Raw genomic sequence first — 22420 nt, forward strand, 5'->3', positions numbered from 1 at the left:
CCGGAACCCCCACTCCCCCAGCAAGGAGCCAAGGCATGAAACAACTCGCCCACCGCCTCATCGCGCTGGCTCTGCTCGCGCTGTGCGTGACCGCTCGCGCCGAGGTCCCGCCGGGCCAGGGCGTCACCGTCCAGCCGCTGAAGAGCTCGCTGGCCGAAGAGGCCTTCCAGACCTTGCTGGTCTCGCGCGCGCTTGAGAAGCTCGGCTACACGGTGCTGCCGATGAAGGACCTGGAACCCGCCACGGAACACTTGGCCATCGCCAATGGCGACGCCACCTTCATGGCCAGCCACTGGCAGCTGCTGCATGCCGACTTCTACAAGAACAGCGGCGGCGACGCCAAGCTGTTCCGCACTGCCGGCGCCTATGCCGAAGGTGCCGTGCAGGGCTATCTGATCGACCGCAAGACGGCCGAGCAGCACGGCATCACCCACATCGACCAGCTGAAAGATCCGGCCATTGCCAGGCTCTTCGACAGCGACGGCGACGGCCGCGCCGACCTGACGGGCTGCAACCCCGGCTGGGGTTGCGAGCTGGCCATCGAGCGGCACCTGAGCGCCTACGGCCTGCGCGAGCATGTGACGCACCGCCAGGGCAGCTACGCCGCGTTGATGGCCGACACCATCACCCGCTTCCGTCAGGGACGGCCCGTCCTGTACTACACGTGGACCCCCTACTGGGTCAGTGCCGTGCTGCGCCCCGGCAGCGACGTGGTCTGGCTGCAGGTCCCCTCATCGGCAGTCCAGGGCGGCACACCCGACACGCGGCTGCCCAACGGTCGCAACTACGGCTTCCAGGCCGACCGGGAGCAGATCATCGCCAACCGAGCCTTCGTCGAGCGCAACCCGTCCGCGGCCCGGCTGTTCGAGCTGATGAAGCTGCCCATTGGCGACATCAACGCACAGAACCTGCGCATGAGCGAGGGCGAGAACACGCAGCAGGACGTGGAGCGCCATGTCGACGGCTGGATCCGCGTCCATCAGGCCCTCTTCGACGGCTGGATCCGTGCAGCCGCGCAGGCCGGCGGGCGCGGGGCCCCCTGAGCTCGGCCCGGCCGTGCTTAGCGACAATCGCGGTCATGCCTCTCGTTCCTTACGCCCTCACCCGTCCCTTCCTGTTCGGCCTCGATCCGGAACACGCCCATGAACTGACTCTCGGCGCCATCGCCAGGCTCCAGAACACGCCGGCACAGGCGCTGTGGTGCGGCGAGCGGGTCAGCGATCCCGTCACCATCGCCGGCCTGCGCTTCCCCAACCGCGTGGGCCTGGCGGCCGGCCTGGACAAGAACGGCCGCTGCATCGACGGCCTGGGTGCGATGGGCTTCGGCTTCATCGAGGTAGGCACGGTGACGCCCAAGGGCCAGCCCGGCAACGACAAACCGCGCATGTTCCGCCTGCCCCAGGCCAATGCGCTGATCAACCGCCTGGGCTTCAACAACGAGGGCCTGCAGAGCTTCATCGCCAATGTGAAGCGCGCCCACAGCTTTCGCCACGCCGGCGGCGTGCTGGGCCTGAACATCGGCAAGAACGCCGCAACGCCCATCGAGAACGCGGCCGACGACTACCTGCTGGGCCTGGAAGGTGTGCATCCGCATGCCGACTACATCACCGTCAACATCTCCAGCCCAAACACCAAGAACCTGCGCGCGCTGCAGAGCGACGCGGCGCTGGATGCGCTCCTGGGCGCGCTGCAGCAACGCAAACAGCAGCTCGACGCGCAGAGCGGCCGGCACGTGCCCATGTTCGTGAAGATCGCGCCGGATCTGGAGGAAGACCAGGTTGCCGTCATCGCGAAGACGCTGACCGCCAACGGCATCGATGGTGTCATCGCCACCAACACCACCATCGCCCGCGATGCCGTGCAGGGCCTGCCGCACGCGAACGAGACGGGCGGCCTGTCCGGCGCCCCCGTCTTCGAAGCCAGCAACCGAGTCATCCGCCTGCTACGCGGCGCCCTGCCCCCCGGCTATCCCATCATCGGTGTCGGCGGCGTGATGAGCGCCGCCAACGCCCGAGGCAAAATCGAGGCCGGTGCGGACCTTGTGCAGATCTACACCGGCCTCATCTACCAGGGCCCGGCCCTCGTCAGCGACTGCGCGAGGGCCTTGGCCCAACGCTGAAACCGTCATGCGCCTCGCCGCCCTCGCCTGCTTCGCGCTCAGCGCCGCACTGCTCGCGGGCTGTGCGACACCGGATCGCGATGCGCGGCTGCAGCCGGGCAGCAGCCGCGAGGCCGACGTCATCGCAATCTACGGCCCGCCCGTGAAGGTCTGGCCGGAGGTCGACGGCGGGCGCACACTGGAATACTCCAGCCAGCCCATGGGTCGGCATGCCTACATGGTGCGCCTGGCCGCCGATGGCAGGCTGGTGGGCGTCTTGGACGGCCTGTCGCCCGCCGGACGCGCGCGCATCGAGCCGGGCATGACGCCCGAGCAGGTCAGCCGACTGCTGGGCCGAGAGCGGACCCGGGTGTTCTTCCGCAACAGCGGCGAGGACGTGTGGGACTGGACCGTCGAGCCCGACCAGACTGGCTACGGCCTGCGCTTCAACGTCCACTTCAAGGAAGGCGTCGTGCTGCGCACCACGCACAGCATGGTGTTCCCGAGCCGGCTCTTCCCGGGCCTTGATGATTGACTGCATCAAGAGAAGAGCCCTGCCAGCACGGGGCTGCAGGGCTCGTGGGGGCACGGACTGTGGAAGCGCCACCTCGGTGGCACTCCACCCCGCCCTGATCAGCGCTCGCGGCGGCGGCGCGACACGACGAAGCCGATGACGCCGAGGCCGGCGCCCAGCAGGGCGTAGGTCTCGGGTTCCGGCACGGGGGTCGCCGCAGCCGCCGAGTTGATCGAATAGGCCGCCGTGCCGGAAGCCAGGCCGAAGACCGAGTAGTAGTAGCTGCCGGCCGCCAACGACACGGAATGCACCGACGGCGCGCCGGCGAAGGTCCAGGCGCCGAATCCGACGTCATCGGCCGTGCCCACCATGCCGTCACCGCCCACCGAGAACAGGCTGTAGGTGCCTGCGCCGATCGCGCCCAGCGACGTCACACTGCTCGCGACGTCCGACTGTGCGCCGAGCGAAAAGGAGAAGGTGTCAAAGAAGACCCCGCCGGCCGTCAGGCCGAGGGCGCTTTCGAGCAGATCGTGCTGCCCCCAATCCGTGTCGGCAGCGTGACTGCTCAACGCCGTCAATGCCACCACGGAGGCGGCGGCGATAGATTTCAATTTCATTGCGTAGCTCCTGACTTGACGGTCAAGCACAACCGCCGGAAATCATTGTGCGGCGCAGCGAAGGGCCGGGCACGGTGCCCGTACCCTTCGGCTTAGGGAGGGTTGCCACCTATCTTGTTGCGGCATGTAAATAGACCGCTAGGACCTGTCAGTTGTGCGCCAAGTCACCGCGTGCTGACACGTTTTCAGAGCGGAATCTTCAGTCGACCGACAGGCGGGTCACCTTCTGCAGACCATCCACGGCCTTGCCCTTGCGGGCGCGCTTGCCCGCATGAGCCGCAAGCGACTGGTTCTTCAGCACTTCCTCGCGCGCCTTGCCGCCGCGGCCGCTGCCCAGCACGCGCAGCTGGGTCGTGAAGCAGGCGATGGACGCGACGCTGTCCTTGGCCTCCAGGTCCATCAGCATCAGGCCCCTGCCGCCCTTGGGCTGGTGCTTGAGCTCGTCCAGCGGGAAGCTCAGGAGCCGGCCCTGGGCACTCAGCACGCCGAGCTGCAGGGCCACGGCGTCAGCCGGCACGGCGGCCAGCAGCGGCACCTCGCCCTCCTCCAGCGCCAGGAAGGTCTTGCCGGCCTTCTGGCGACCGACCAGGTCCCCCACCTGAGCGATCAGGCCATAGCCCGCCGAACCCGCCATGACGAGGCGCTGCGCGGATGCGGCGGCGAAGTAGTGCGCTATCTGCGTGCCGCTTTCCAGCTCGATCAGCGTCGTGATGGGCTGACCATCGCCACGCCCGCCGGGCAGGGCCGAGACCGGCACCGAGTACACGCGGCCGTTGCCGCCGACGACGATGAGCGGGTCCACGCTGCGGCAGCGGAAATGCCCCCACAAGGCGTCGCCGGCCTTGAAGGTCTGCGCGGCGACGTCCACCTCGTGGCCCTTGAGGGCCCTCACCCAGCCCTTCTGGCTGACGATGACGGTGACCGGCTCGTCGACGATCTTGACCTCGGCGACGACGCGCTTTTCGGCCTGGATCAGCGTCCGGCGGTCGTCGCCGTACTGCTTGGCATCGGCCTCGATTTCCTTGATGACGGTGCGGCGCAGCGCAGCGGCCGAGCCGAGGATGTCCTCCAGCTTCGCACGCTCGTCGCGCAGCTTGGCCAGTTCCTGCTCGATCTTGATGGCTTCCAGCCGGGCCAGTTGGCGCAGCCGGATCTCGAGGATGTCCTCGGCCTGGCGATCGCTGAGCTTGAAGTGCTCGATCAGCGCGGCCTTGGGCTCGTCCGACTCACGGATGATGCGGATGACCTCGTCGATGTTCAGCAGCACCAGCTGCCGGCCTTCCAGCACATGGATGCGGTCGTTGACGTGGGCCAGGCGGTGCTCGGTGCGGCGGCGCACCGTCGTCTGGCGGAAGCCCACCCATTCGGTCAGCACCTCGCGCAGGCTCTTCTGCGTCGGCCGGCCGTCGGCGCCGATCATGGTCAGGTTGACCGGCGCGCTGCTCTCGAGGCTGGTATGGGCCAGCAGCGTATTGATGAGGTCCTGCTGCTCGATCGTGCGGCTCTTCGGCTCGAAGACGATACGCACGGCCGCGTCCTTGCTGGACTCGTCACGCACGCCGTCCAGCACCGCCAGCACACTGGCCTTGAGCTGCAGCTGCTCGGCCGTCAACGTCTTCTTGCCGGCCTTGACCTTGGGGTTGGACAGCTCCTCGATCTCCTCCAGCACCTTCTGCGCGCTTGTGCCGTGCGGCAGCTCGGTGACGACCAGTTGCCACTGGCCGCGGGCCAGGTCCTCGATCTTCCAGCGCGCGCGCACCTTCAGGCTGCCGCGGCCCGAGGTGTAGGCGGCACGGATGTCTTCCGGTGCGCTGATGAGCTGGCCACCGCCAGGGAAGTCGGGGCCAGGCACCAGCTCGAAGAGCGCGTCGTCGGCGAGTTTGTCGTCCTTCAGCAGCGCGACGGCGGCCGCGGCGACCTCGCGCAGGTTGTGGCTGGGAATCTCGGTCGCCAGGCCCACGGCGATGCCGCTGGCGCCGTTGAGCAGCACCATGGGCAGGCGTGCCGGCAGCTCAACGGGCTCCTGCTGCGTGCCGTCGTAGTTGAGGCGGAAGTCCACCGTGCCTTCGTCGATCTCGTCCAGCAGGAGCCGGGCGATGGGCGCGAGGCGCGCTTCCGTGTACCGCATCGCCGCTGCGCCGTCGCCGTCACGGCTACCGAAGTTGCCATGTCCATCGATCAGCGGATAGCGCAGCGAGAAGTCCTGCGCCATGCGCACCAGCGCGTCGTAGACCGACTGATCGCCATGGGGGTGGTAGTTGCCCAGCACATCGCCCACCACCTTGGCGCCCTTGACCGGCTTGGCACCGGAATTGCCGCTCCAGCCCAGGCCCTGGCGCTGCATCGCATAGAGGATGCGGCGCTGCACGGGCTTTTGGCCGTCGGAGTAGGACGGCAACGCCCGCCCCTTGACGACGCTGAGCGCGTACTCGAGATAGGCCTGCTGGGCATAGGCGGCCAGCGTCAGTGCGTTGGTGTCGTCGCCACCACCATCGGTGGGGCCGTTGAAGTCGATCGTGGTCTGGGAACTCATGGGTGCAGGGTCAAGCGCTGCGCGCGGGCCGGCTGGCTCTGCTGCAGCAAGGCCCAGTACAACTCGAGGACGAGATGCACATGGGCCTGGGTTTCTTCGATGTCGGGCACGCGGTTGACGGCGCGGCGCACGGCGCCCTCGCCGGCATTCCAGGCAGCCAGCGCGGCGTCGATGCGGCCGAAACGGCGCATCAGGTCGGCCAGCATGCGTGCACCGGTGTGGATGTTGATGCGGGGTTCGATGAGCCGCGCGGCGTCGGCCGGGGTCGCATAGCGCATGGCCGTCTCGGGGGTGATCTGCATCAGGCCCAGCGCGCCGCGGGGCGACACCGCGCCGCGCTGGTAACCCGATTCGACCGCGATGATGGCCTTCAGCAGCTCGGCATCCACGCCATGCTGGGCAGCTGCCTCGCGCACCCAGGGCTGCACGGCCTTGACCTCGGGCGCGATGTCCAGCCAGGTCAGCATATGGGCCCCGGCATCGGTCTTGCCGGGCACGCGCAGCGGGCCGGCGCCGCCCAGCAGCGGCGCGTAGCGGCCATCGAGCTGGCGCGGCGCGAAGTGGGCCACGCCGGCCGCGTCGACATAGCCCCACAGGTCGGCGTGGGCCGGCGCCGCGAGGAAGAGCAACAACCCGGCAAGTCGCCTCATGCCCCCTCCTGCCCCAGGGCCACGCGGGTCTGGTACTCGCGATCCAGCAGCGACATGACGATCAGCGAGTCGTAGCCGTCGGCGCCGTCGATGATCACGCGCACGCTTTCTCGCAGCCGGCCCTCCTCGACGAATCCCTCGCTGCGATACAGCTCGAAGGCCCGCGTGTTCAGCGACTTCACGTCCAGCCAGAAGCGATGCGCCTTGAGCTGGGTGAACGCCATGGCCTTGAGCTGGCGCACGGCCGCACGGCCCAGGCCTCGGCCCTTGGGCTGCAGCACGAGGCGCTTCAGCTCGACCGAGCCGTTGGGGTTGCGGCAGCCCTGCAGGACTACGAAGCCGATGCGTTCCAGCGCCGCGCCCTCCTCGACCACGAAATGGCGCGAGTCGGGGAAACGGATGGCGCCCTCGTGTTGCGGTCGCTCCCACGGTGTGATGAACGGCAGGTTGGCGCCGTCGCGCTCGACCGAGACCACCCAATCGAGGTCGGACAGCATGGTCGGGCGCAGTCTCAGGCTCATGCGCCCTCGAAACCCGTCAGAACAGCGACGACGTTGCGGCCGATGGCCTCGGTCGCGTAGCCGCCTTCCTGGATGAACAGCGTCGGCACGCCAAAGGCGGCCAAGCGCCGGCCCATGCGGCGGAACTCCGGCTCGTCCAGCTTGAAGTGCGAGATCGGGTCGCCGCCGTAGGTGTCCACGCCCAGCGACACGATGAGCAGTTCGGGCCGATACGCCGTCAGCTTCGCTAACGCCTGCTCCAGCGCGGCAAACCAGTCGTCGTTCGCGGAGCCCGCCGGCAGCGGGAAGTTGGCGTTGAAGCCCACGCCCTTGCCCGCCCCGGTCTCGTCGGCATGACCGAGGAAGAAGGGGTACTCGGTCTGCGGGTCGCCGTGAACGCTGGCGAAGAAGACGTCGGCGCGGTCGTAGAAGATGGCTTGGGTGCCATTGCCGTGGTGATAGTCCACGTCCAGGATGGCCACGCGGGCCAGACCCGCGTCCCGCGCGGCCTGGGCCGCGACCGAGGCGTTGTTGACGAAACAGTAGCCGCCGAAGAAGTCGGCACCGGCATGGTGGCCCGGCGGGCGGGTCAGTACATAGGCCGAACCCTGGCCGGCCAGCATCAGGTCCAAACCAGTCAGAGACGCCTGGGCGCCGGCATAGGCCGCGGCCCAGCTGCCGGCCGTCAGCGGCGTGCCGCTGTCCATGGAATACAGGCCCATGCGGGCTGCGAAGCTCAGGGGCTCGACGTCGCTGCGCAGCGAACGCACGGGCCACACGGCAGGGAAGGCTTCGCCCTCGCCGCCCAGGGCCAGCCACTCGGCATGGGCCCCCTCGATGAAGCGCAGGTAGCGTGCCGAATGCACCCGTTCCAGAGGCGCCCGGCCATGGTCCACGGGCGCCAGCACGTCGCCCAGGCCGACCTTCTGCACGGCCCCCAGGATGTAGTCGGCGCGCGCCGGCGTCTCGAAAGCGGGCACGAGGCGGCCGCGAAAGAACTCATGCGTTGCCGCATGGACCGCGTGCTCGGCGTTGTAAACCGTCTGCATCAGACGTCCACCTCTACCGCGTCGCCGTGCAGCTCCATCAGCTCGCGCCGCGAGGCCGCCTCGCCCTTGCCCATCAGCTTGTTGAAGGCATCCACCGTGGCGGCGAAGTCCAGCTGGCCGTACTCGACGCGCGACAGGCGGCGGGTCTCGGGATTCAGCGTCGTGTCCCACAACTGCTCGGCGCTCATCTCGCCCAGACCCTTGAAGCGGCTGATGCTCCACGAGCCCTCGCGCGCGCCTTCCTTGCGCAGCTTGTCCAGCGTGGCAGTCAGCTCGCCGTCGTCCAGCGCGTAGAGCTTGGTGGCCGGCTTCTTGCCGCGCGCCGGCGCGTCCACACGGTACAGCGGCGGGCGGGCCACATAGACATGGCCGGCCTCGACCAGCTTGGGGAAATGGCGGAAGAACAGCGTCAGCAGCAGCACCTGGATGTGCGAGCCGTCCACGTCGGCATCGGACAGGATGCAGACCTTGCCGTAGCGCAGGCCGGAGAGGTCCGGGCTGTCGTTGGGTCCGTGCGGGTCCACGCCCAGCGCGACGGAGATGTCATGGATCTCGTTGTTCTTGAACAGCAGGTCGCGCTCCACCTCCCAGGCGTTCAGCACCTTGCCGCGCAGCGGCAGGATGGCCTGAGTTTCCTTGTCACGGCCCATCTTGGCGCTGCCGCCGGCCGAGTCGCCCTCAACGAGGAAGACCTCGTTCAGCGTCAGGTCACGGCTCTCGCAGTCGGTCAGCTTGCCCGGCAACACAGCCACGCCGGAGCCCCTGCGCTTCTCGACCTTCTGGCTGGCGCGCTGGCGCGTCTGCGCCTGCTTGATGACCAACTCGGCCAGCTTCTTGCCGTGGTCCACATGGTGGTTGAGCCAAAGCTCCAGTGCCGGCTTCACGTAGGCCGACACCAGGCGCAGCGCGTCCCGGGAGTTCAGGCGCTCCTTGGTCTGGCCCTGGAACTGCGGGTCCAGCACCTTGGCGGACAGCACGAAGCTGGCGCGCGAGAACACGTCGTCAGGCATCAGCTTGACGCCCTTGGGCAGCAGCGAGTGCATCTCGATGAAGCCCTTGACGGCACCGAACAGGCCGTCCTTCAGGCCTGACTCGTGCGTGCCGCCTGCCACGGTCGGGATCAAGTTGACGTAGCTCTCGCGCAGCGGCGCGCCGTCCTCGGTGAAGGCCACGCACCAGGACGCGCCTTCGCCCTCGGCGAAGTTCTCGCTCTCGCCGGCGGTGGCGAAGCCCTCGCCCTCGAACAACGGAATCAGCGGGTCGGCCGTCAGCGCCTGGGCCAGATAGTCGCGCAGGCCGGACTTGTATTGCCAGGTCGTGACCTCGCCGGTCTTCTCGATCTTCAGCGTGACGATCACGCCCGGCATCAGCACGGCCTTGGAACGCAGTAGGTGCACCAGCTCGTGACGCGGCAGCTCGACACTCTCGAAATACTTGGCCTCGGGCCAGACCCGCACGGTCGTCCCCTGCTTGCGGTCGCCGCTCGCGGCCGGCCGGGCGACCACCGGCTGGACGACGTCGCCATGCTCGAAGGCGATGCCGGCCACCTGCTTGTCGCGCCAGACGGCCACTTCCAGTCGCTTGGCCAGGGCGTTGGTGACGGACACGCCGACGCCGTGCAGACCGCCCGAGAAGCTGTAGGCGCCGCCCGAGCCCTTGTCGAACTTGCCGCCCGCATGCAGCCGGGTGTAGACGATCTCGATGACCGGCACGCCCTCCTCCGGGTGCAGGCCGAAGGGAATGCCGCGGCCATCGTCGGCCACGGAGACGGAGCCGTCGACGTGCAGCACCAGGTCGATTCGCTTGCCATGGCCGGCCAGCGCCTCGTCGGCCGCGTTGTCGATGACTTCCTGGATGCAGTGCAGCGGGTTGTCGGTACGGGTGTACATGCCCGGCCGTTGCTTGACGGGCTCAAGGCCTTTCAGGACGCGGATGGAGGCTTCGCCATAGGTGGCGGGAGAGGAAGACGGACGGCTGGACATAGGGGCGGGATTCTATGCAGGGGGTCCGTGACGGCTTGTTCGGCCCCGATCCGCAAAACCGGACATCCCGTCCTCGCACAGCCGGGGGATGGACCCCAGGTGGGATGGCCTCTCCAATCCGGCGCTATAGACAACGCCAAGCCCAGCCATGTCCAACTCCTTCCCCCGCCTGGCCGCCTTGGCCCTGGTCGCACTGGCCACGGCATCGGCCGCCACCCGCGCTGCCGATTTCGCCCCCAAGGGGGTTGGCGCGATGTTGAGCGTGGACTACAGCTATGCAGCGGCGGGCAAGAAGTCCGACAAGTACGACTTGCGCGAATGGAAACTGCTGCGCACTCTGCACATCGACGCCCAGCTGACGGCCGTCGCAGCGGCGCCGATGCCATCGCTTCAGCCCATGGAGGCCGGCCAGCAGACCCGCCTGCAGCAGCAGACCGCCCAGGTGAACAAGTTCGCCGAACAGTCCGCTCCCATGATGGCCAGCGCCCAGGCCATCATGGAGAAGTGTGGCGACGACGAGAAGTGCATGGAGCGCGAAGCGATGCGCCTGGGCCAGAGCATGTCCGGCACGCCGCAGCTCGACGCCACGCTCAAGGCCGGCAAGGAGACGGCCGCCGTGCTGGCGCCCGGGGCCAACCGCTACCAGGTCTGGCAGGGCCAGAGTCAGACCGGCAACTACAGGATCGACGAGAAGGTGCACATCGTCCACGCCGACCCGATTTGCATCCCGCTGCCCAAGCAGCGCTGCACCCGCGACGAGGTTCGCCAAGGCGCCGGCACGCTGGCGAACACCAAGGGCAGCGCAGCCATCATTGAAGTCGATACCGGCAAGTCCACGCTGACGCTGATGCTGCCCACGGCGCACGAGGCACTGGGCTACACCGAGACCGTCACCACCGACGAACCTGAGGGCACCCATTCGACGCCGACGCCCAAGGGCCCACAGCCGCGCCAGCTCGCATTCAAGCCGGTGGAGGGCAAGGCGCAGGTCCCCACCTTCACCGTGCCACTGTCCGGCGGCTGGCGCAGCCAGAGCGGCGTGCAGACCTTCAAGTTCACTGGCCCCAACGAGCAAGGCGGCACCATGACGGTGCGCTGGCGTTTCCAGGTGCAATGAGCGGGGGCTCCGGAAGAAGGCGGGTCACAAAGTCTGACAAGCATCTTCCCGGGCGCGGACGCGGCATTGGCTAGGATGCCCGCCCTGCTATCCGCCGCCGTGGCACCGACATTGCCCGCCCATGCCCCTGTCCCGTTTCCTTGTCGCCCTGGCCGCCCTGCTGACTTCCGCCGCCAGCCTGGCCCAGCCCTACCAGGCCAGCGCCCCGCTGTCATGGGAACTCAAGAACGCCCGCTGGTTCGACGGCGAGCAGATACGGCGGGGCAACCTCTACGTCGAGGACGGTGTCTTCGTCGCCAAGAAGCCGGCCAGGGTCAACCGCAAGATGGACCTGCGCGGCCAGCAGGTGCTCATCAGCCCGCTGGCCGAGGCCCACAACCACAACCTGCAGACGGCGTGGGGCTGGGGCCAGTACGCCGACCAGTACATCGACGAGGGCGTGCTCTACGCCGCCATGCTGTGCGGCGATCCCGCCAGCGTCGCAGAGGTGCGCCCGCTCGCCGCAGCGCCGGCCGCGCCCGAGGTCAGCTTCGTCACGGCCTGCATCACTTCGTCTGACGGCTACCCGCTGGCGGCCGTGCTGCCGCAGGCCAGCGCCGAGGCTGCGGCGGCGCAGAACCAGATCGTCCTCGTTGACAGCCCCGAGCAGGCCCGCACCCAGTGGCCGGCCATCAAGGCGCGCGGGGGCACCTGGCTTCGCATCGTGCTGGCTCACAGCGAGCGACCCGAGTTGCGCCAACAGCCTGCCATGTTCGGCCACCTCGGCCTGCAGCCCGACACGGCCAGCGAGCTGACCCGTCTGGCCCATGCCGACGGGCTTCGCGTCGTTGCCCACGTCGAGACCGCGGCCGATTTCGACGCGGCCCTCGCGGCCGGCGTCGACACCATCGCCCACCTGCCAGGCTACGCCAACACCGCGGACGAGGCGCCCGAGCGCTTTGCCATCAGCGAGGCGTCGGCGACACTCGCGGCACGCCAACGCACCGCCGTCATCACGACAACGGCCGCGACCGCGCTCTTCAAGCTCGACCCGGCACCGCTGGCCGCGATGCGCGAGGTCCAACGCGCCAACCTGGCCCGGTTGCAGGCGGCGGGCGCACCGCTGCTCATCGGCTCGGACGTCTTCATCGGCACGGCCCGGGCCGAGCTGCATGCGCTGGACGCACTGGGGCTGGATCGGGCGACGCTGCTGCGCCTGGCCACGCAAGACACGCCGCGCGCGCTGTTTCCCGGCCGCAAGCTGGGTTGCTTCGATGCCGGCTGCGAAGCCAGCTTCCTGCTGCTGGGCGGCGATCCGTTGGCCGATCTGGCTCAGCTCGACATGCCGCTGCTGCGCGTCAAGCAGGGCCGGCTGCTGACCCGCCTGGCGGACGTCGCCGCGTCCAGCTCGCAGGCCGAGGCTTCCACGGCCGAGGCCGCCAAGCCTGCCAGGAAGGCAGCCGGCAAGAAGGCGAAGCCCGCCGCCGCACCGGCCAAGAAATCCACCTCCAAGCCCAAGGCTCAAAGCAAGGCGTCCAGCAAGGCGCGGCAGCGCTGATTAAAGTGGCGCAATGAATGTTCCCCGCCCCCCGTCCACCGGACTCTCAGTCCGGCAGGTGCTGCTCTGCGGCGCCCTCATCGTCACGATGTCGATGGGCATCCGCCATGGCTTCGGCTTCTGGCTGCAGCCCATCATCACGGAGCGCGGCTGGACGCGCGAGACCTTCTCCTTCGCCATGGCCGTGCAGAACCTGGCCTGGGGCGTCGCAGGCCCCGTCGCCGGCATGCTGGCCGACCGCTTCGGTGCCTGGAAAGTGCTGGTGGCCGGCGGCCTGATGTATGCGCTGGGCCTGATGTTGATGGCCGTGTCGGCCGATCCTCTGAGCTTCACGCTCAGCGCTGGCGTGCTGATCGGCATCGCCCAGTCGGGCTCGACCTATGCCGTCATCTATGGCGTGCTGGGCCGTACCGTGTCGCCGGAGAAGCGCTCCTGGGCCTTCGGTGTCGCCGCGGCAGCCGGCTCCTTCGGCCAGTTCGTCATGATTCCCGTCGAGACCTGGCTGATCAGCCATCTCGGCTGGCAGGGTGCGCTGTACCTGCTGGCAGGCACGGCGCTGCTCATCGTGCCATTGGCACTGGGCATCCGCGAGCGCCAGACGGTGGGCGGTGCTGCCGGGCACCAGAGCATTGGCCAGGCCCTGCGCGAGGCCTTCAGCTACCGCAGCTTCCAGTTGTTGATGCTGGGCTATTTCGTCTGCGGCTTCCAGGTTGTCTTCATCGGCGTGCACCTGCCCAGCTACCTGAAGGATCACGGCCTGGGCATCGGCGTGTCGACCGGCGCGCTGATGCTGATCGGGCTGTTCAACATCTTCGGCACCTATGCCTCCGGCATGCTGGGCCAGCGCTTTCCCAAGCGCTACCTGCTGTCGGCCATCTACGGCCTGCGCGCGGTGGCCATCGTCATCTTCATCTCGGTGCCGCTGACGCCGTTGAGCGTCTACGTCTTCGCGGCCGTCATCGGCTTCCTCTGGCTGTCCACCGTGCCGCCGACGAATGCCGTCGTCGTGCAGATCTTCGGCGCGCAGCACCTCTCGATGCTGGGCGGCTTCGTGTTCCTGAGCCACCAGATCGGCAGCTTCCTGGGCGTTTGGCTGGGAGGGAAGCTCTATGACGCCACGGGCAGCTACGACGTCGTCTGGTGGCTCGCCATCGCGCTGGGCGTCATGGCCATGCTGGCCAACCTGCCGGTACGCGAGACGCCCATCCTTCGCGCGCCGCAGGCCCGGCCGGCATGAAGCCCGGCCGCTGGCTCCTGCCCGCCCTGGCTGTTGCCGTCCTGGTGGCGACCATGCTGGCCTACCGGCATCCGGCCGTCATGATCCAGCTCGGCGAACAGATCTGGGCCTGTTTCGGATGACGGGCACCTCCTCCGCATGGTTGCAGCGCTTTGCGCCGACCCCGCCCGGCACGGCGCTGGATCTGGCCTGCGGCTCAGGCCGCAACCTCGTGTGGCTCGCCGGCGTCGGCTGGCGCACGACGGGCGTCGACCGCGATGCCACCGCCACGGCGCCGCTGCGCGACTACGCGGAGATCATCAATGCCGACATCGAAAACGCCCCCTGGCCGCTGGCCGACCGCCAGTTCGACCTCGTCGTCGTCTGCAACTACCTCTGGCGCCCGCTGTTCGACTCGGTCAAGGCCGCGGTCAAGCCCGGGGGCCGGCTGATCTGGGAAACTTTTGCCGATGGCCAGCAGACCATAGGCCGGCCATCACGCCCCGACTTCCTGCTTCAGCGGGGCGAGTTGCTGCGCGTGTGCGCGCAATGGCACATCGTGGCTTACGAAGACCTGTTCGAAGACGGCGTCAACCCGCGCTTCGTGCAACGCGTTGCGGCAATTCGGCCTGCGCTGGCGGCCTAAAATCGTCCATCCACTCAGACTTTCCACCATGAAGCCCATCCTCGGCAGCATCGTCGCCCTCGTCACGCCCATGAACGAGGACGGCAGCATCGACTATCCGGCCCTGCGCCGCCTGATCGACTGGCATGTCGAGGAAGGCACGGCCTGCGTCGGTGTCGTCGGCACGACCGGCGAGTCACCCACGGTCAGCATGGAGGAGAACCGCGAGATCATCCGCGTCGCCGTCGAGCACGCCAAGGGCCGCATTCCGATCCTCGCCGGCACCGGTGCCAACTCCACGGCCGAGGCCATCGAGCTGAGCCGCTACGCCAAGTCGGTCGGCGCGGACTGCACGCTGTCCGTCGTGCCCTACTACAACAAGCCCTCGCAAGAAGGCATCTACCAGCACTTCAAGGCCATCGCGGAGGCCGTGGACATCCCCATGATGCTCTACAACGTGCCCGGCCGGACGGTGGCGGACATGGCACCCGAGACCGCCTTGCGCTGCGCCACGCTGCCCGGCGTCTTCGGCATCAAGGAAGCCTCCGGCAACATCGAGCGTGCAGCCCAGCTCATCAAGCACGCGCCTGAAGGCTTTCACATCTATTCCGGCGATGACGGCACCGCAATCGCACTGATGCTGCTCGGCGGCCACGGCAACGTCAGCGTGACGGCCAACGTCGCGCCGCGCCAAATGGCCGAGTTGTGCCGCCTGGCCCTGGAAGGCAACGCCATCGAGGCCCGCAAGATCCACCTCAAGCTGCTGGGCCTGCACAAGCAGCTGTTCTGCGAACCCAGCCCCGGCCCGGCCAAATGGGCCTTGTCGCGCCTGGGCCGCTGCGGTGCCTCGCTGCGCCTGCCCATCACGCCGCTGACGGCCGCCGGCCAGGTCAGCGTCGGTCAGGCCATGGTCGAAGCAGGTCTGCTCTAATGCGCGGCTGCGCCGGTTTCAGCCGGCGCCCTTGTTCCCCGGAGATTTCCAGCGTGATGTCTGTTCCCTCGCTTCGCCCCACGGCGACCCGCCTGGCCTGCACGGCCTTCGTCCTGTCGCTCGCCGGCTGCAGCGCCATCGACGGCATGTTCTCGTCGGACAAGGTCGACTACAAAGCTGCTTCGCGTCAGACCCAGGGCCTGGACATCCCGCCCGACCTGACCCAGCTCGCCAAGGACAACCGCGCCCAGGTCCAGGGGGGCTCCATCACGGCCTCCGCGCTGTCTGCGGCCAAGCCGGTGAACTCGACGAACGCGCAGTCCATGGCGACTGGCAGCGTCGCCACCAACGCCGCCGGCGAAGTGCGCCTGGAGCGCAGCGGCACCGACCGCTGGCTGCACACCTCGGCCACCCCCGAGCAGCTGTGGCCGCAGGTGCGCAGCTTCTGGCAGGAGCGCGGCCTGGAGGTCATCAAGGAACAGCCCGAGATCGGCGTCATGGAGACCAACTGGGCCGAGAACCGCGCCAAGCTGCCTCATGACTTCATCCGCTCCACCATCGGCAAGGTCTTCGACGGCCTGTACTCGACCGGTGAGCGCGACATGTACCGCACCCGCATCGAGCGCAGCGCTACGGGCACGGACATCTTCATCAGCCATCGCGGCATGCAGGAGGTCTACACGACCACCGGACGCGACTCCACCGCCTGGCAGAACCGTCCAACCGACCCCTATCTCGAAGCAGAGATGCTGTCGCGCCTGATGCTCAAGCTCGGCGGCAAGGAAGACTCGGCCAAGACCATCGTCGCCGATGCCGGCCAGCCTGCGCCGATCGCCGCGCCCCCCTCTCGCAGGGTCGGTGGCGAGACGCTGGCGCCTGCGCGCCGCGCGCTGTCCGAAGTGCCGGACAGCCTCACCGTCAACGACGCCTTCGACCGCGCCTGGCGCCGCGTCGGCCTCTCGCTGGACCGCCACGGCTTCACGATCGAGGATCGCGACCGCGCGGCTGGCCTCTTCTTCCTCCGCTACGCCGACCCCGAGAAGGCCGGCCAGGAAGAACCCAACTTCTTCCAGCGCATGTTCGGCGCGAAGGCCGCCGAGCCCGTGCGCTACCGCGTCTCCGTCAAGTCGGAAGCCGACAAGAGTACGGTTCGCGTGCTGGACGACCGCGGTCAGCCCGTCACCAACGACAACGCCAAGCGCATCCTGTCGCTGCTGATGGACGATCTGAAGTAATCGGACCGCATCTGACCCAAGGTTGGCCGCCGTGATGCGCTTTTGCAGCCTCGGCAGCGGCAGCGGCGGCAATTCAACGCTGGTGGAAGCCAGCCAAGGCATCACGCAAACGCGGCTGCTCGTCGATGCCGGCTTCAGCATGCGCGAACTGACCAGGCGCCTGGCCCGCGCTGGCTGTGTGCCCGAGGACATCGATGCGGTCTTCATCACCCACGAGCACGGTGACCACATTGGTTGCGCACTGGCGTTCGCCGCGCGCTACCGCTTGCCGCTGATCATGAGCCGGGGTACCTGGCGTTCCGTCGGCCATGGCGACTTCGATCCCGCGCTGCTGCGCATGGCCAGGGACGGCGAGGCCATTCCCCTGGGTGACATGGCGCTGCAGCCCTTCGCCGTGCCCCACGATGCGAATGAGCCCCTGCAACTGACACTCAGCGACGGTGCACGGCGCCTGGGCCTGGTGACCGACCTCGGCTGCGCACCCGACGACGTCGCGGTCGCCCTGGCGGGATGCCAGGCTCTGCTGCTGGAATGCAACCACGACGAGACGATGCTGCGTAACGGGCGCTATCACCCGGCCCTGAAGAAACGCATCCTCGGCAGCCATGGACATCTGTCGAACACGGCTGCGGCGGACCTGCTCGCGCGCTGCCTGCACCCGGGACTGGGCATGGTTGCCGCCGCCCACCTCAGCGAGCACAACAACACGCCGGACCTGGCGCACGCCGCATTGAGCGAGGTCCTTGGCGACAGCGCCACGGAGATTCGCATTGCCCATCCCACCCAGGGCCTGGACTGGCTGCCCCTGAACTGAGACCTGCGTCGCGCCTCAAAGCTCAAAGCGCGTTGTGCAAAGTTTTGCAATCGCGACGCGAATTACGCCATAGGCGTCGCAAAAAGGAAAAAAGGCCGCCGCTGCTCGCGCAGCGCCGGCCTTCTTCGCGGGGACGAAGCGATTACTTCGAAGCGGCGGACGCGCCAGCGTCGGCAGCCGAAGCACCAGCGTCAACGGCGCTGGCTGCGTCCGAGGCGGCTTCCGAGGCGACAGGCGCCGGAGCCACGACAGGAGCGGGAGCCTCAACCTTGGGTTCTTCCTTCTTGCTGCAAGCGCTCAGAGCAACGGCAGCCAGCAGGGAAGCCAACACGATCGACTTATTCATACTTGTCCTCAAACGTTTAAACGACGGTGCACACCATAATTTTGGGGTCGTGCACCAGTGCTCGCACCGACTGCCGACCCCGCAGAACAAGACGCGGAAAACCTCGAGCGCTTCCCTCGCCTAGCCGATGATTATAGGGGTTTGCATAGCGCAAACACTCACAACCCCAAGGTCGTTGGCGCAAATGAATCGCTGGAACGTTGTGCCAGGGCATCAAACCACTCCAAGCTGCGCAGGCGTTGGGCCGCATCCAGGCTGACCTCGCCCCGCCAGAGATGGCGATCGAACAGGCGCAGCGTCACCGTGGACTCGGGAGCGACGGCCACCAGCAGGCTTTCGGGTGCGGCTTCCAGGCGGATCTCGGGCTCAACCGCGCGCGCCGTCACGCAATGCGCGTAGTCGCGTCGCCACCGAACGAAGCGCGGGTGGCGCCGCACGATGTCGTCGTACTGCAGAGCCAGCAGATGCAAGTGGCGGCCGGGCCTGGCCCAGGCCGCCAGCGCGGCCAGGGGCTGCGCGCTGGACAGGGGCCAGTCGACGAAGTTGGCGTCCCAGGCATACAGCTCGCGGCAGCCCTGCTCGGCGGCCCAGGTCAGCGCGTCGGTCAGCAGGCGCTCGAAGTCAGCGCGACTGGAGAAGCTCTGCGCGTTCATGACGCCAGGGGCTGCACCCAGCCGTCCTCCGTCCACTGATCGAGCAGTTCGCGTGCACCGGGCGACAGGCGCGACACCTCGGCCCCAGTCAGCATGCGCCTGTCAGCCAGGCCTCGCATCAGCACGGCGTCGCGACCGCCAGCGCGAAAACTCTCACCGTTCAAGAAGACCTGGGCGTCGTCATAGAGCATGCGGCTGCGCCGATCGAGCACGGCGCCCTGCCCCGGCGGCAGCGTGTCGCCGAGCTCGAACCAGACGTTGGCCTTGGGCTCGGTCAGCGCCTCACCCAGCGCCCGCTCCAGCGCCAGCGGGCGCTGCACGGCGGCCTCGACGGCCCGCCGCGCGAAATCCAGCAGCGCCGGCGGTACCCGGGCGGGTTCGGCCGAAGCCTCCTGGCGCGGGTCGGCGTAGAGCTTGCCGGTGCCGTCGACCTCGTCGAGGAAGCGCGGGAGCAACTCGGCTGCCAGCCCCTCGGCGGTCGAGGCGCGAAAACCTACCGAGCCGGTCATGCAGCCAGGGCCGACGGCAACGCCGTCGTGCGCCCACCCGGGTGGCAGGTAGAGCATGTCGCCCGGCTCCAGCACGAACTCCTGCTCGGGTTTGAAGTTCGCGATGATCTTCAGCGGGACGTCGTCGCGCAGCACCGCATCGCGTTGCGCGCCGATGCGCCAGCGGCGCTTGCCGGCAAGCTGAATCAGGAACACGTCATAGGAGTCGAAATGCGGGCCAACACCGCCGCCATCGCTGGCGACGGACAGCATCAAGTCGTCCAGCCGCGCATCGGGTGCGAAGCGGAACAGATCCAGCAGGGCGCGAGCCTCCGCCACATGCTGATCCAATCCCTGCACCAGCAGGGTCCAGCCCGGCTTGCTCATCGCCGGCAGGCGGGAAACGGGGCCGTGCTTGAGCTTCCAGTCGCCGTCGAAGGCCGTGACGAGGCGGGATTCGACATCGTCGCGCGCGGCCAGCACGGCCAGCTCCTTCAGCGACGCCGGCGGCTGGGCGTCAGCAAAGGCCTGGCGCACCAGCAGCGGCTTCTTCTGCCAATGCTTGCGCATGAACTGCGCCGGGCTCAGGCCGGCGAGCATGGGGGTCGGGAGGTCGATCTGCATGCGCGCATTGTGCCGAGGGCCCCATGCGAAAATCGCACCCATGCAAGTAACCCGCCCCTGTGTCGTCTCCCTGCGCTGGAGACTCGACGATGCCCAGGGCCAGCTCATCGACGAGCTGGCCGAGCCGATGGAATTCCTGCTTGGGGGGGACGACCTGTTCGCCAAGGTCGAGACCGCGCTGGAAGGGCAGGAGATCGGCTTCGAAACTGACCTCGCGCTGCAGCCCGAGGAAGCCTTCGGGGACTACGACTCCAGCCTGGTCTGCTTTGAGGCGCGGAGCCTGTTTCCGTCAGACGTGGAGCCGGGCATGCAGTTCGAAGGCCTGCCCGAAGGTGCAGCTACCGAAGGGATGGCCGAAGACGTGGTCTACACGGTCACCGAGGTCTACCCGGAGCACGTGGTGCTGGACGGCAACCACCCGTTGGCCGGCATTGGCTTGCGCATGCACCTGAAGCTCATGGACGTGCGCCCGGCGACCGAGGAAGAAATCCAGGCCGGCTCGGTGGGCGAACCCATCTTCATGGTGCAGACCGGCGCGCCGCCGGACGAGCCGCTGCACTGAGGCACGGTCGGGGGCAGCCCCTGCCAAGGAACCTCCGGCAAGCACGCCGGATGGCATGACGACCAGGGCGCCCTCGGCGCCTTTTTTTGTTCAGCTCTTGCCGGTGGAGCCGAAACCGCCAGCGCCGCGCGACGACGCATCAAAGCTGTCCACCCGCCGGAACACCGCCTGCACGACCGGCACGATGACCAGCTGGGCGATACGCTCGAACGGCTGAATCGTGAACTCGGACTGGCCGCGATTCCAGCAACTGACCATCAACTGACCCTGGTAGTCGCTGTCGATGAGGCCCACGAGATTGCCCAGCACGATGCCGTGCTTGTGGCCCAGGCCCGAGCGCGGCAGGATGATGGCGGCCAGGCCGGGGTCGGCGATGTGGATGGCCAGGCCGGTCGGGATCAACGTCGTCTGACCGGGGGCCAGCGTGACCGCCTCGTCGAGGCAGGCACGCAGGTCGAGGCCGGCACTGCCGGGCGTGGCGTAGGCGGGGATCTGCTCGGCCATACGGGCGTCGAGCACTTGCAGGTCAATGGCGTGCATCAGAGTCTTTTGGAGAGTTCGGCGATCAGCTCGCGAGCGAGGCTGAGCTTGTCCGCCCGGGGCAGTTCACGCTGGCCCTGCTCGTCGATGAGCAGCAGCGCGTTGTCGTCGCGACCGAAGGTGGCCGGGCCGAGGTTGGCGACGATGAGCGGGATGCCCTTGCGCCGGCGCTTGGCGTCCGCATGCTCGGCCAGCTTCTCGCTCTCGGCCGCAAAGCCGACGCAATACGGCGGCTTGGGCAGCCTGGCTACGGCGGCCAGAATATCGGGGTTATCGGCCATGGCGATGGTCGGCGCCGTCGCACCGCCCTCAGCCTTCTTCAACTTGTGCTCGTGCGTCTGCGCCGGTCGCCAGTCGGCGACAGCGGCGGTCGCGATGAAGGCGTGCTGATGTGCGGCCAGCGGCAGTACGACGTCATGCATCTGCTGCGCCGACTGCACGTTGATGCGCTGCACGCCACGCGGAGTCGGCAGGTGGACCGGGCCGGCCACCAGCGTGACTTCGGCACCCGCTTCGGCGGCGGCACGGGCAATGGCAAAGCCCATCTTTCCGCTGCTGTGATTGGTGATGCCACGCACTGGATCGATGGGCTCGAAGGTGGGGCCGGCGGTGATGAGCAGCTTCCTGCCGCGCAGCGGCTTGGGCGCGAGAAAGGCCTCGACGTCGTCGAAGATCTCCTGCGACTCCAGCATGCGGCCGTCACCGATCTCGCCGCAGGCCTGATCACCATTGGCGGGGCCGATGACGGTCGCACCGTCAGCAGTGATCTGCGCGACGTTGCGCTGCGTGGCGGGGTGCGCCCACATCTCGCGGTTCATGGCCGGCACGACCAGCAACGGGCATTCGTGGATGCGGCGAGCCAGCGCGGTCAGGCTGACGAGGTCATCCGCCCGGCCCTGTGCCAACGCCGCGATGGCATCGGCACTGGCAGGCGCCACCAGCATCACATCGGCCTCGCGGCTGAGGTTGATGTGGGCCATGTTGTTATCGGGCCGGGCATCCCATTGGCTCGTGTAGACCGGGCGGCCGGACAGGGCCTGCATCGTTACGGCTGTGATGAACTGCTCGGCGGCCTCGGTCATCATGACCTGGACAGTGGCCCCGCGCTTCACGAACAGGCGCGTCAGCTCGGCGATCTTGTAGCCGGCGATGCCGCCGGTCATCGCGAGGAGGATGTGTTTGCCGTAAAGGGGTGATGTCATCAACGCTTCCTGAACACCAGGTCCCACACGCCATGTCCGAGCTTGATGCCACGGTTCTCGAACTTGGTCAGGGGACGGTAGGCGGGCTTGTCAGCATAGCCGGCCGCGGTGTTCAGGAGACGGGGCTCGGCCGACAGCACTTCAAGCATCTGCTCGGCGTAAGGCTGCCAGTCGGTCGCGCAGTGCAGGTAGCCCCCTGGCGCCAAATGGTTCACCAGATTGGCCACGAACTCGGGCTGGATCAGCCGGCGCTTGTTGTGGCGCTTCTTGTGCCACGGATCGGGGAAGAAGATGTGCACGCCGGCCAGCAATTCCGGGCCGATCATGTCGCGCAGCACTTCCACCGCATCGTGCTGGACGATGCGGATATTGGTCAGTTGCTTCTCGTCAATGAGCTTCAGGAGCGCGCCCACGCCCGGTTCGTGCACCTCGCAACCGATGAAGTCGTGGTCGGGCAGCGTGGCCGCAATCTCGGCAGTGGCGCCGCCCATGCCGAAGCCGATCTCCAGCACCAGCGGGGCCTTGCGGCCGAAGACCTGCTCGGCATAGGGCTGCCAGTCGGTGGCGCAGTGCAGGTAGCCGCCGGG

General features: G+C 68.0%; 23 protein-coding genes. 12 read left to right on the forward strand and 11 right to left on the reverse strand.

The features are described from left to right. The first annotated feature begins 35 nt into the window (after nucleotides 1-35). From proX to VGF12_RS13745, 3 genes are read left to right on the forward strand one after another with little or no spacing between them, the layout of a single operon-like run. Nucleotides 36-1043 carry a glycine betaine/L-proline ABC transporter substrate-binding protein ProX gene (proX, locus tag VGF12_RS13735; protein ID WP_331176598.1) on the forward strand — a complete coding sequence of 336 codons (1008 nt, stop codon included), beginning with the start codon at nucleotides 36-38 and terminating at the stop codon, nucleotides 1041-1043. Nucleotides 1044-1078: 35 nt separating this feature from the next. Continuing rightward, the gene (locus VGF12_RS13740) at nucleotides 1079-2119 is read left to right on the forward strand and encodes a quinone-dependent dihydroorotate dehydrogenase (RefSeq protein ID WP_331176599.1); all 1041 of its coding nucleotides are present in this window, start codon (nucleotides 1079-1081) and stop codon (nucleotides 2117-2119) included. 7 nt (nucleotides 2120-2126) lie between these two features. Then, nucleotides 2127-2633 carry an outer membrane protein assembly factor BamE gene (locus VGF12_RS13745; protein WP_331176600.1) on the forward strand — a complete coding sequence of 169 codons (507 nt, stop codon included), beginning with the start codon at nucleotides 2127-2129 and terminating at the stop codon, nucleotides 2631-2633. Nucleotides 2634-2731: 98 nt separating this feature from the next. Here the strand turns inward: VGF12_RS13745 and VGF12_RS13750 are convergent, their stop codons facing one another. From VGF12_RS13750 to VGF12_RS13775, 6 genes are all read right to left on the reverse strand, one after another. Next, a complete protein-coding gene (locus VGF12_RS13750) occupies nucleotides 2732-3229 on the reverse strand; it encodes an FxDxF family PEP-CTERM protein (RefSeq protein WP_331176601.1) in 498 nt (165 codons plus the stop codon). 199 nt (nucleotides 3230-3428) lie between these two features. Then, complete coding sequence (gene parC, locus VGF12_RS13755; protein WP_331176602.1) at nucleotides 3429-5762, reverse strand: DNA topoisomerase IV subunit A; 2334 nt, start codon at nucleotides 5760-5762, stop codon at nucleotides 3429-3431. Next, a complete protein-coding gene (locus VGF12_RS13760) occupies nucleotides 5759-6412 on the reverse strand; it encodes a lytic transglycosylase domain-containing protein (protein WP_331176603.1) in 654 nt (217 codons plus the stop codon). The genes parC and VGF12_RS13760 overlap by 4 nt, the downstream gene beginning before the upstream one ends. Next, nucleotides 6409-6933, reverse strand: coding sequence for a GNAT family protein (locus VGF12_RS13765; protein WP_331176604.1), 525 nt, complete (start codon nucleotides 6931-6933; stop codon nucleotides 6409-6411). The genes VGF12_RS13760 and VGF12_RS13765 overlap by 4 nt, the downstream gene beginning before the upstream one ends. Then, nucleotides 6930-7961 (reverse strand): histone deacetylase family protein, encoded by a 1032-nt coding sequence (locus tag VGF12_RS13770; protein WP_331176605.1) that lies wholly within the window; start codon nucleotides 7959-7961, stop codon nucleotides 6930-6932. The genes VGF12_RS13765 and VGF12_RS13770 overlap by 4 nt, the downstream gene beginning before the upstream one ends. Next, complete coding sequence (locus tag VGF12_RS13775) at nucleotides 7961-9943, reverse strand: DNA topoisomerase IV subunit B (RefSeq protein WP_331176606.1); 1983 nt, start codon at nucleotides 9941-9943, stop codon at nucleotides 7961-7963. Before VGF12_RS13775 ends, VGF12_RS13770 begins: the two co-directional genes overlap by 1 nt. A gap of 148 nt (nucleotides 9944-10091) precedes the next feature. Between VGF12_RS13775 and VGF12_RS13780 the strand changes: the two genes are divergently transcribed. The 8 genes from VGF12_RS13780 to VGF12_RS13815 all read left to right on the forward strand — a co-directional run bounded on the left by VGF12_RS13780 (nucleotide 10092) and on the right by VGF12_RS13815 (nucleotide 17418). Then, complete coding sequence (locus VGF12_RS13780; RefSeq protein WP_331176607.1) at nucleotides 10092-11060, forward strand: hypothetical protein; 969 nt, start codon at nucleotides 10092-10094, stop codon at nucleotides 11058-11060. A gap of 121 nt (nucleotides 11061-11181) precedes the next feature. Continuing rightward, complete coding sequence (locus VGF12_RS13785; protein ID WP_331176608.1) at nucleotides 11182-12597, forward strand: amidohydrolase family protein; 1416 nt, start codon at nucleotides 11182-11184, stop codon at nucleotides 12595-12597. Between the two features lie 13 nt (nucleotides 12598-12610). Continuing rightward, nucleotides 12611-13834 (forward strand): MFS transporter, encoded by a 1224-nt coding sequence (locus tag VGF12_RS13790; RefSeq protein WP_331176609.1) that lies wholly within the window; start codon nucleotides 12611-12613, stop codon nucleotides 13832-13834. Then, nucleotides 13831-13956, forward strand: coding sequence for a hypothetical protein (locus VGF12_RS13795; protein ID WP_331176610.1), 126 nt, complete (start codon nucleotides 13831-13833; stop codon nucleotides 13954-13956). The genes VGF12_RS13790 and VGF12_RS13795 overlap by 4 nt, the downstream gene beginning before the upstream one ends. Further along, nucleotides 13953-14459 carry a class I SAM-dependent methyltransferase gene (locus VGF12_RS13800; protein ID WP_331176611.1) on the forward strand — a complete coding sequence of 169 codons (507 nt, stop codon included), beginning with the start codon at nucleotides 13953-13955 and terminating at the stop codon, nucleotides 14457-14459. Before VGF12_RS13795 ends, VGF12_RS13800 begins: the two co-directional genes overlap by 4 nt. A gap of 28 nt (nucleotides 14460-14487) precedes the next feature. Continuing rightward, nucleotides 14488-15369, forward strand: a complete 882-nt coding sequence (gene dapA, locus VGF12_RS13805) for a 4-hydroxy-tetrahydrodipicolinate synthase (protein WP_331176612.1) — start codon at nucleotides 14488-14490, stop codon at nucleotides 15367-15369. Nucleotides 15370-15425: 56 nt separating this feature from the next. Continuing rightward, a complete protein-coding gene (bamC, locus tag VGF12_RS13810) occupies nucleotides 15426-16604 on the forward strand; it encodes an outer membrane protein assembly factor BamC (RefSeq protein ID WP_331176613.1) in 1179 nt (392 codons plus the stop codon). 34 nt (nucleotides 16605-16638) lie between these two features. Then, nucleotides 16639-17418, forward strand: a complete 780-nt coding sequence (locus VGF12_RS13815) for an MBL fold metallo-hydrolase (protein WP_331176620.1) — start codon at nucleotides 16639-16641, stop codon at nucleotides 17416-17418. 504 nt (nucleotides 17419-17922) lie between these two features. Here VGF12_RS13815 and VGF12_RS13820 read toward each other — a convergent pair. Together VGF12_RS13820 and VGF12_RS13825 are read right to left on the reverse strand one after the other, a co-directional pair. Beyond that, on the reverse strand, nucleotides 17923-18417 hold the full coding sequence (locus VGF12_RS13820; protein ID WP_331176614.1) for a hypothetical protein: 495 nt from the start codon (nucleotides 18415-18417) through the stop codon (nucleotides 17923-17925). Next, nucleotides 18414-19529, reverse strand: a complete 1116-nt coding sequence (locus VGF12_RS13825; protein ID WP_331176615.1) for a JmjC domain-containing protein — start codon at nucleotides 19527-19529, stop codon at nucleotides 18414-18416. The genes VGF12_RS13820 and VGF12_RS13825 overlap by 4 nt, the downstream gene beginning before the upstream one ends. 40 nt (nucleotides 19530-19569) lie before the next feature. On the opposite strand from VGF12_RS13825, the gene VGF12_RS13830 reads away from it, so the two are divergent. Further along, a complete protein-coding gene (locus VGF12_RS13830; RefSeq protein ID WP_331176616.1) occupies nucleotides 19570-20091 on the forward strand; it encodes a peptidylprolyl isomerase in 522 nt (173 codons plus the stop codon). Between the two features lie 90 nt (nucleotides 20092-20181). On the opposite strand, the gene dut is transcribed toward VGF12_RS13830, so the two are convergent. From dut to trmB, 3 genes are all read right to left on the reverse strand, one after another. Further along, complete coding sequence (gene dut / locus VGF12_RS13835; RefSeq protein WP_331176617.1) at nucleotides 20182-20631, reverse strand: dUTP diphosphatase; 450 nt, start codon at nucleotides 20629-20631, stop codon at nucleotides 20182-20184. Continuing rightward, the gene (gene coaBC, locus VGF12_RS13840; protein ID WP_331176618.1) at nucleotides 20631-21833 is read right to left on the reverse strand and encodes a bifunctional phosphopantothenoylcysteine decarboxylase/phosphopantothenate--cysteine ligase CoaBC; all 1203 of its coding nucleotides are present in this window, start codon (nucleotides 21831-21833) and stop codon (nucleotides 20631-20633) included. The genes dut and coaBC overlap by 1 nt, the downstream gene beginning before the upstream one ends. Further along, a partial coding sequence (gene trmB / locus VGF12_RS13845) for a tRNA (guanosine(46)-N7)-methyltransferase TrmB (protein WP_331176619.1) occupies nucleotides 21833-22420 on the reverse strand: 588 nt, incomplete at its 5' end. The genes coaBC and trmB, both read right to left, overlap by 1 nt.

Source organism: Roseateles sp., assembly GCF_036404855.1.
Classification (GTDB): Bacteria; Pseudomonadota; Gammaproteobacteria; order Burkholderiales; family Burkholderiaceae_C; genus Pelomonas.

Coding starts and splice junctions, on each gene's coding strand:
- VGF12_RS13815 (WP_331176620.1), top strand. CDS start 16,639: ATGCGCTTTTGCAGCCTCGGCAGCGGCAGCGGCGGCAATTCAACGCTG.
- VGF12_RS13750 (WP_331176601.1), bottom strand. CDS start 3,229: ATGAAATTGAAATCTATCGCCGCCGCCTCCGTGGTGGCATTGACGGCG.
- VGF12_RS13825 (WP_331176615.1), bottom strand. CDS start 19,529: ATGCAGATCGACCTCCCGACCCCCATGCTCGCCGGCCTGAGCCCGGCG.
- VGF12_RS13800 (WP_331176611.1), top strand. CDS start 13,953: ATGACGGGCACCTCCTCCGCATGGTTGCAGCGCTTTGCGCCGACCCCG.
- coaBC (WP_331176618.1), bottom strand. CDS start 21,833: ATGACATCACCCCTTTACGGCAAACACATCCTCCTCGCGATGACCGGC.
- VGF12_RS13775 (WP_331176606.1), bottom strand. CDS start 9,943: ATGTCCAGCCGTCCGTCTTCCTCTCCCGCCACCTATGGCGAAGCCTCC.
- dapA (WP_331176612.1), top strand. CDS start 14,488: ATGAAGCCCATCCTCGGCAGCATCGTCGCCCTCGTCACGCCCATGAAC.
- VGF12_RS13795 (WP_331176610.1), top strand. CDS start 13,831: ATGAAGCCCGGCCGCTGGCTCCTGCCCGCCCTGGCTGTTGCCGTCCTG.
- VGF12_RS13780 (WP_331176607.1), top strand. CDS start 10,092: ATGTCCAACTCCTTCCCCCGCCTGGCCGCCTTGGCCCTGGTCGCACTG.
- VGF12_RS13760 (WP_331176603.1), bottom strand. CDS start 6,412: ATGAGGCGACTTGCCGGGTTGTTGCTCTTCCTCGCGGCGCCGGCCCAC.
- VGF12_RS13785 (WP_331176608.1), top strand. CDS start 11,182: ATGCCCCTGTCCCGTTTCCTTGTCGCCCTGGCCGCCCTGCTGACTTCC.
- VGF12_RS13770 (WP_331176605.1), bottom strand. CDS start 7,961: ATGCAGACGGTTTACAACGCCGAGCACGCGGTCCATGCGGCAACGCAT.
- VGF12_RS13830 (WP_331176616.1), top strand. CDS start 19,570: ATGCAAGTAACCCGCCCCTGTGTCGTCTCCCTGCGCTGGAGACTCGAC.
- VGF12_RS13765 (WP_331176604.1), bottom strand. CDS start 6,933: ATGAGCCTGAGACTGCGCCCGACCATGCTGTCCGACCTCGATTGGGTG.
- VGF12_RS13790 (WP_331176609.1), top strand. CDS start 12,611: ATGAATGTTCCCCGCCCCCCGTCCACCGGACTCTCAGTCCGGCAGGTG.
- parC (WP_331176602.1), bottom strand. CDS start 5,762: ATGAGTTCCCAGACCACGATCGACTTCAACGGCCCCACCGATGGTGGT.
- VGF12_RS13740 (WP_331176599.1), top strand. CDS start 1,079: ATGCCTCTCGTTCCTTACGCCCTCACCCGTCCCTTCCTGTTCGGCCTC.
- VGF12_RS13745 (WP_331176600.1), top strand. CDS start 2,127: ATGCGCCTCGCCGCCCTCGCCTGCTTCGCGCTCAGCGCCGCACTGCTC.
- dut (WP_331176617.1), bottom strand. CDS start 20,631: ATGCACGCCATTGACCTGCAAGTGCTCGACGCCCGTATGGCCGAGCAG.
- VGF12_RS13820 (WP_331176614.1), bottom strand. CDS start 18,417: ATGAACGCGCAGAGCTTCTCCAGTCGCGCTGACTTCGAGCGCCTGCTG.
- proX (WP_331176598.1), top strand. CDS start 36: ATGAAACAACTCGCCCACCGCCTCATCGCGCTGGCTCTGCTCGCGCTG.
- bamC (WP_331176613.1), top strand. CDS start 15,426: ATGTCTGTTCCCTCGCTTCGCCCCACGGCGACCCGCCTGGCCTGCACG.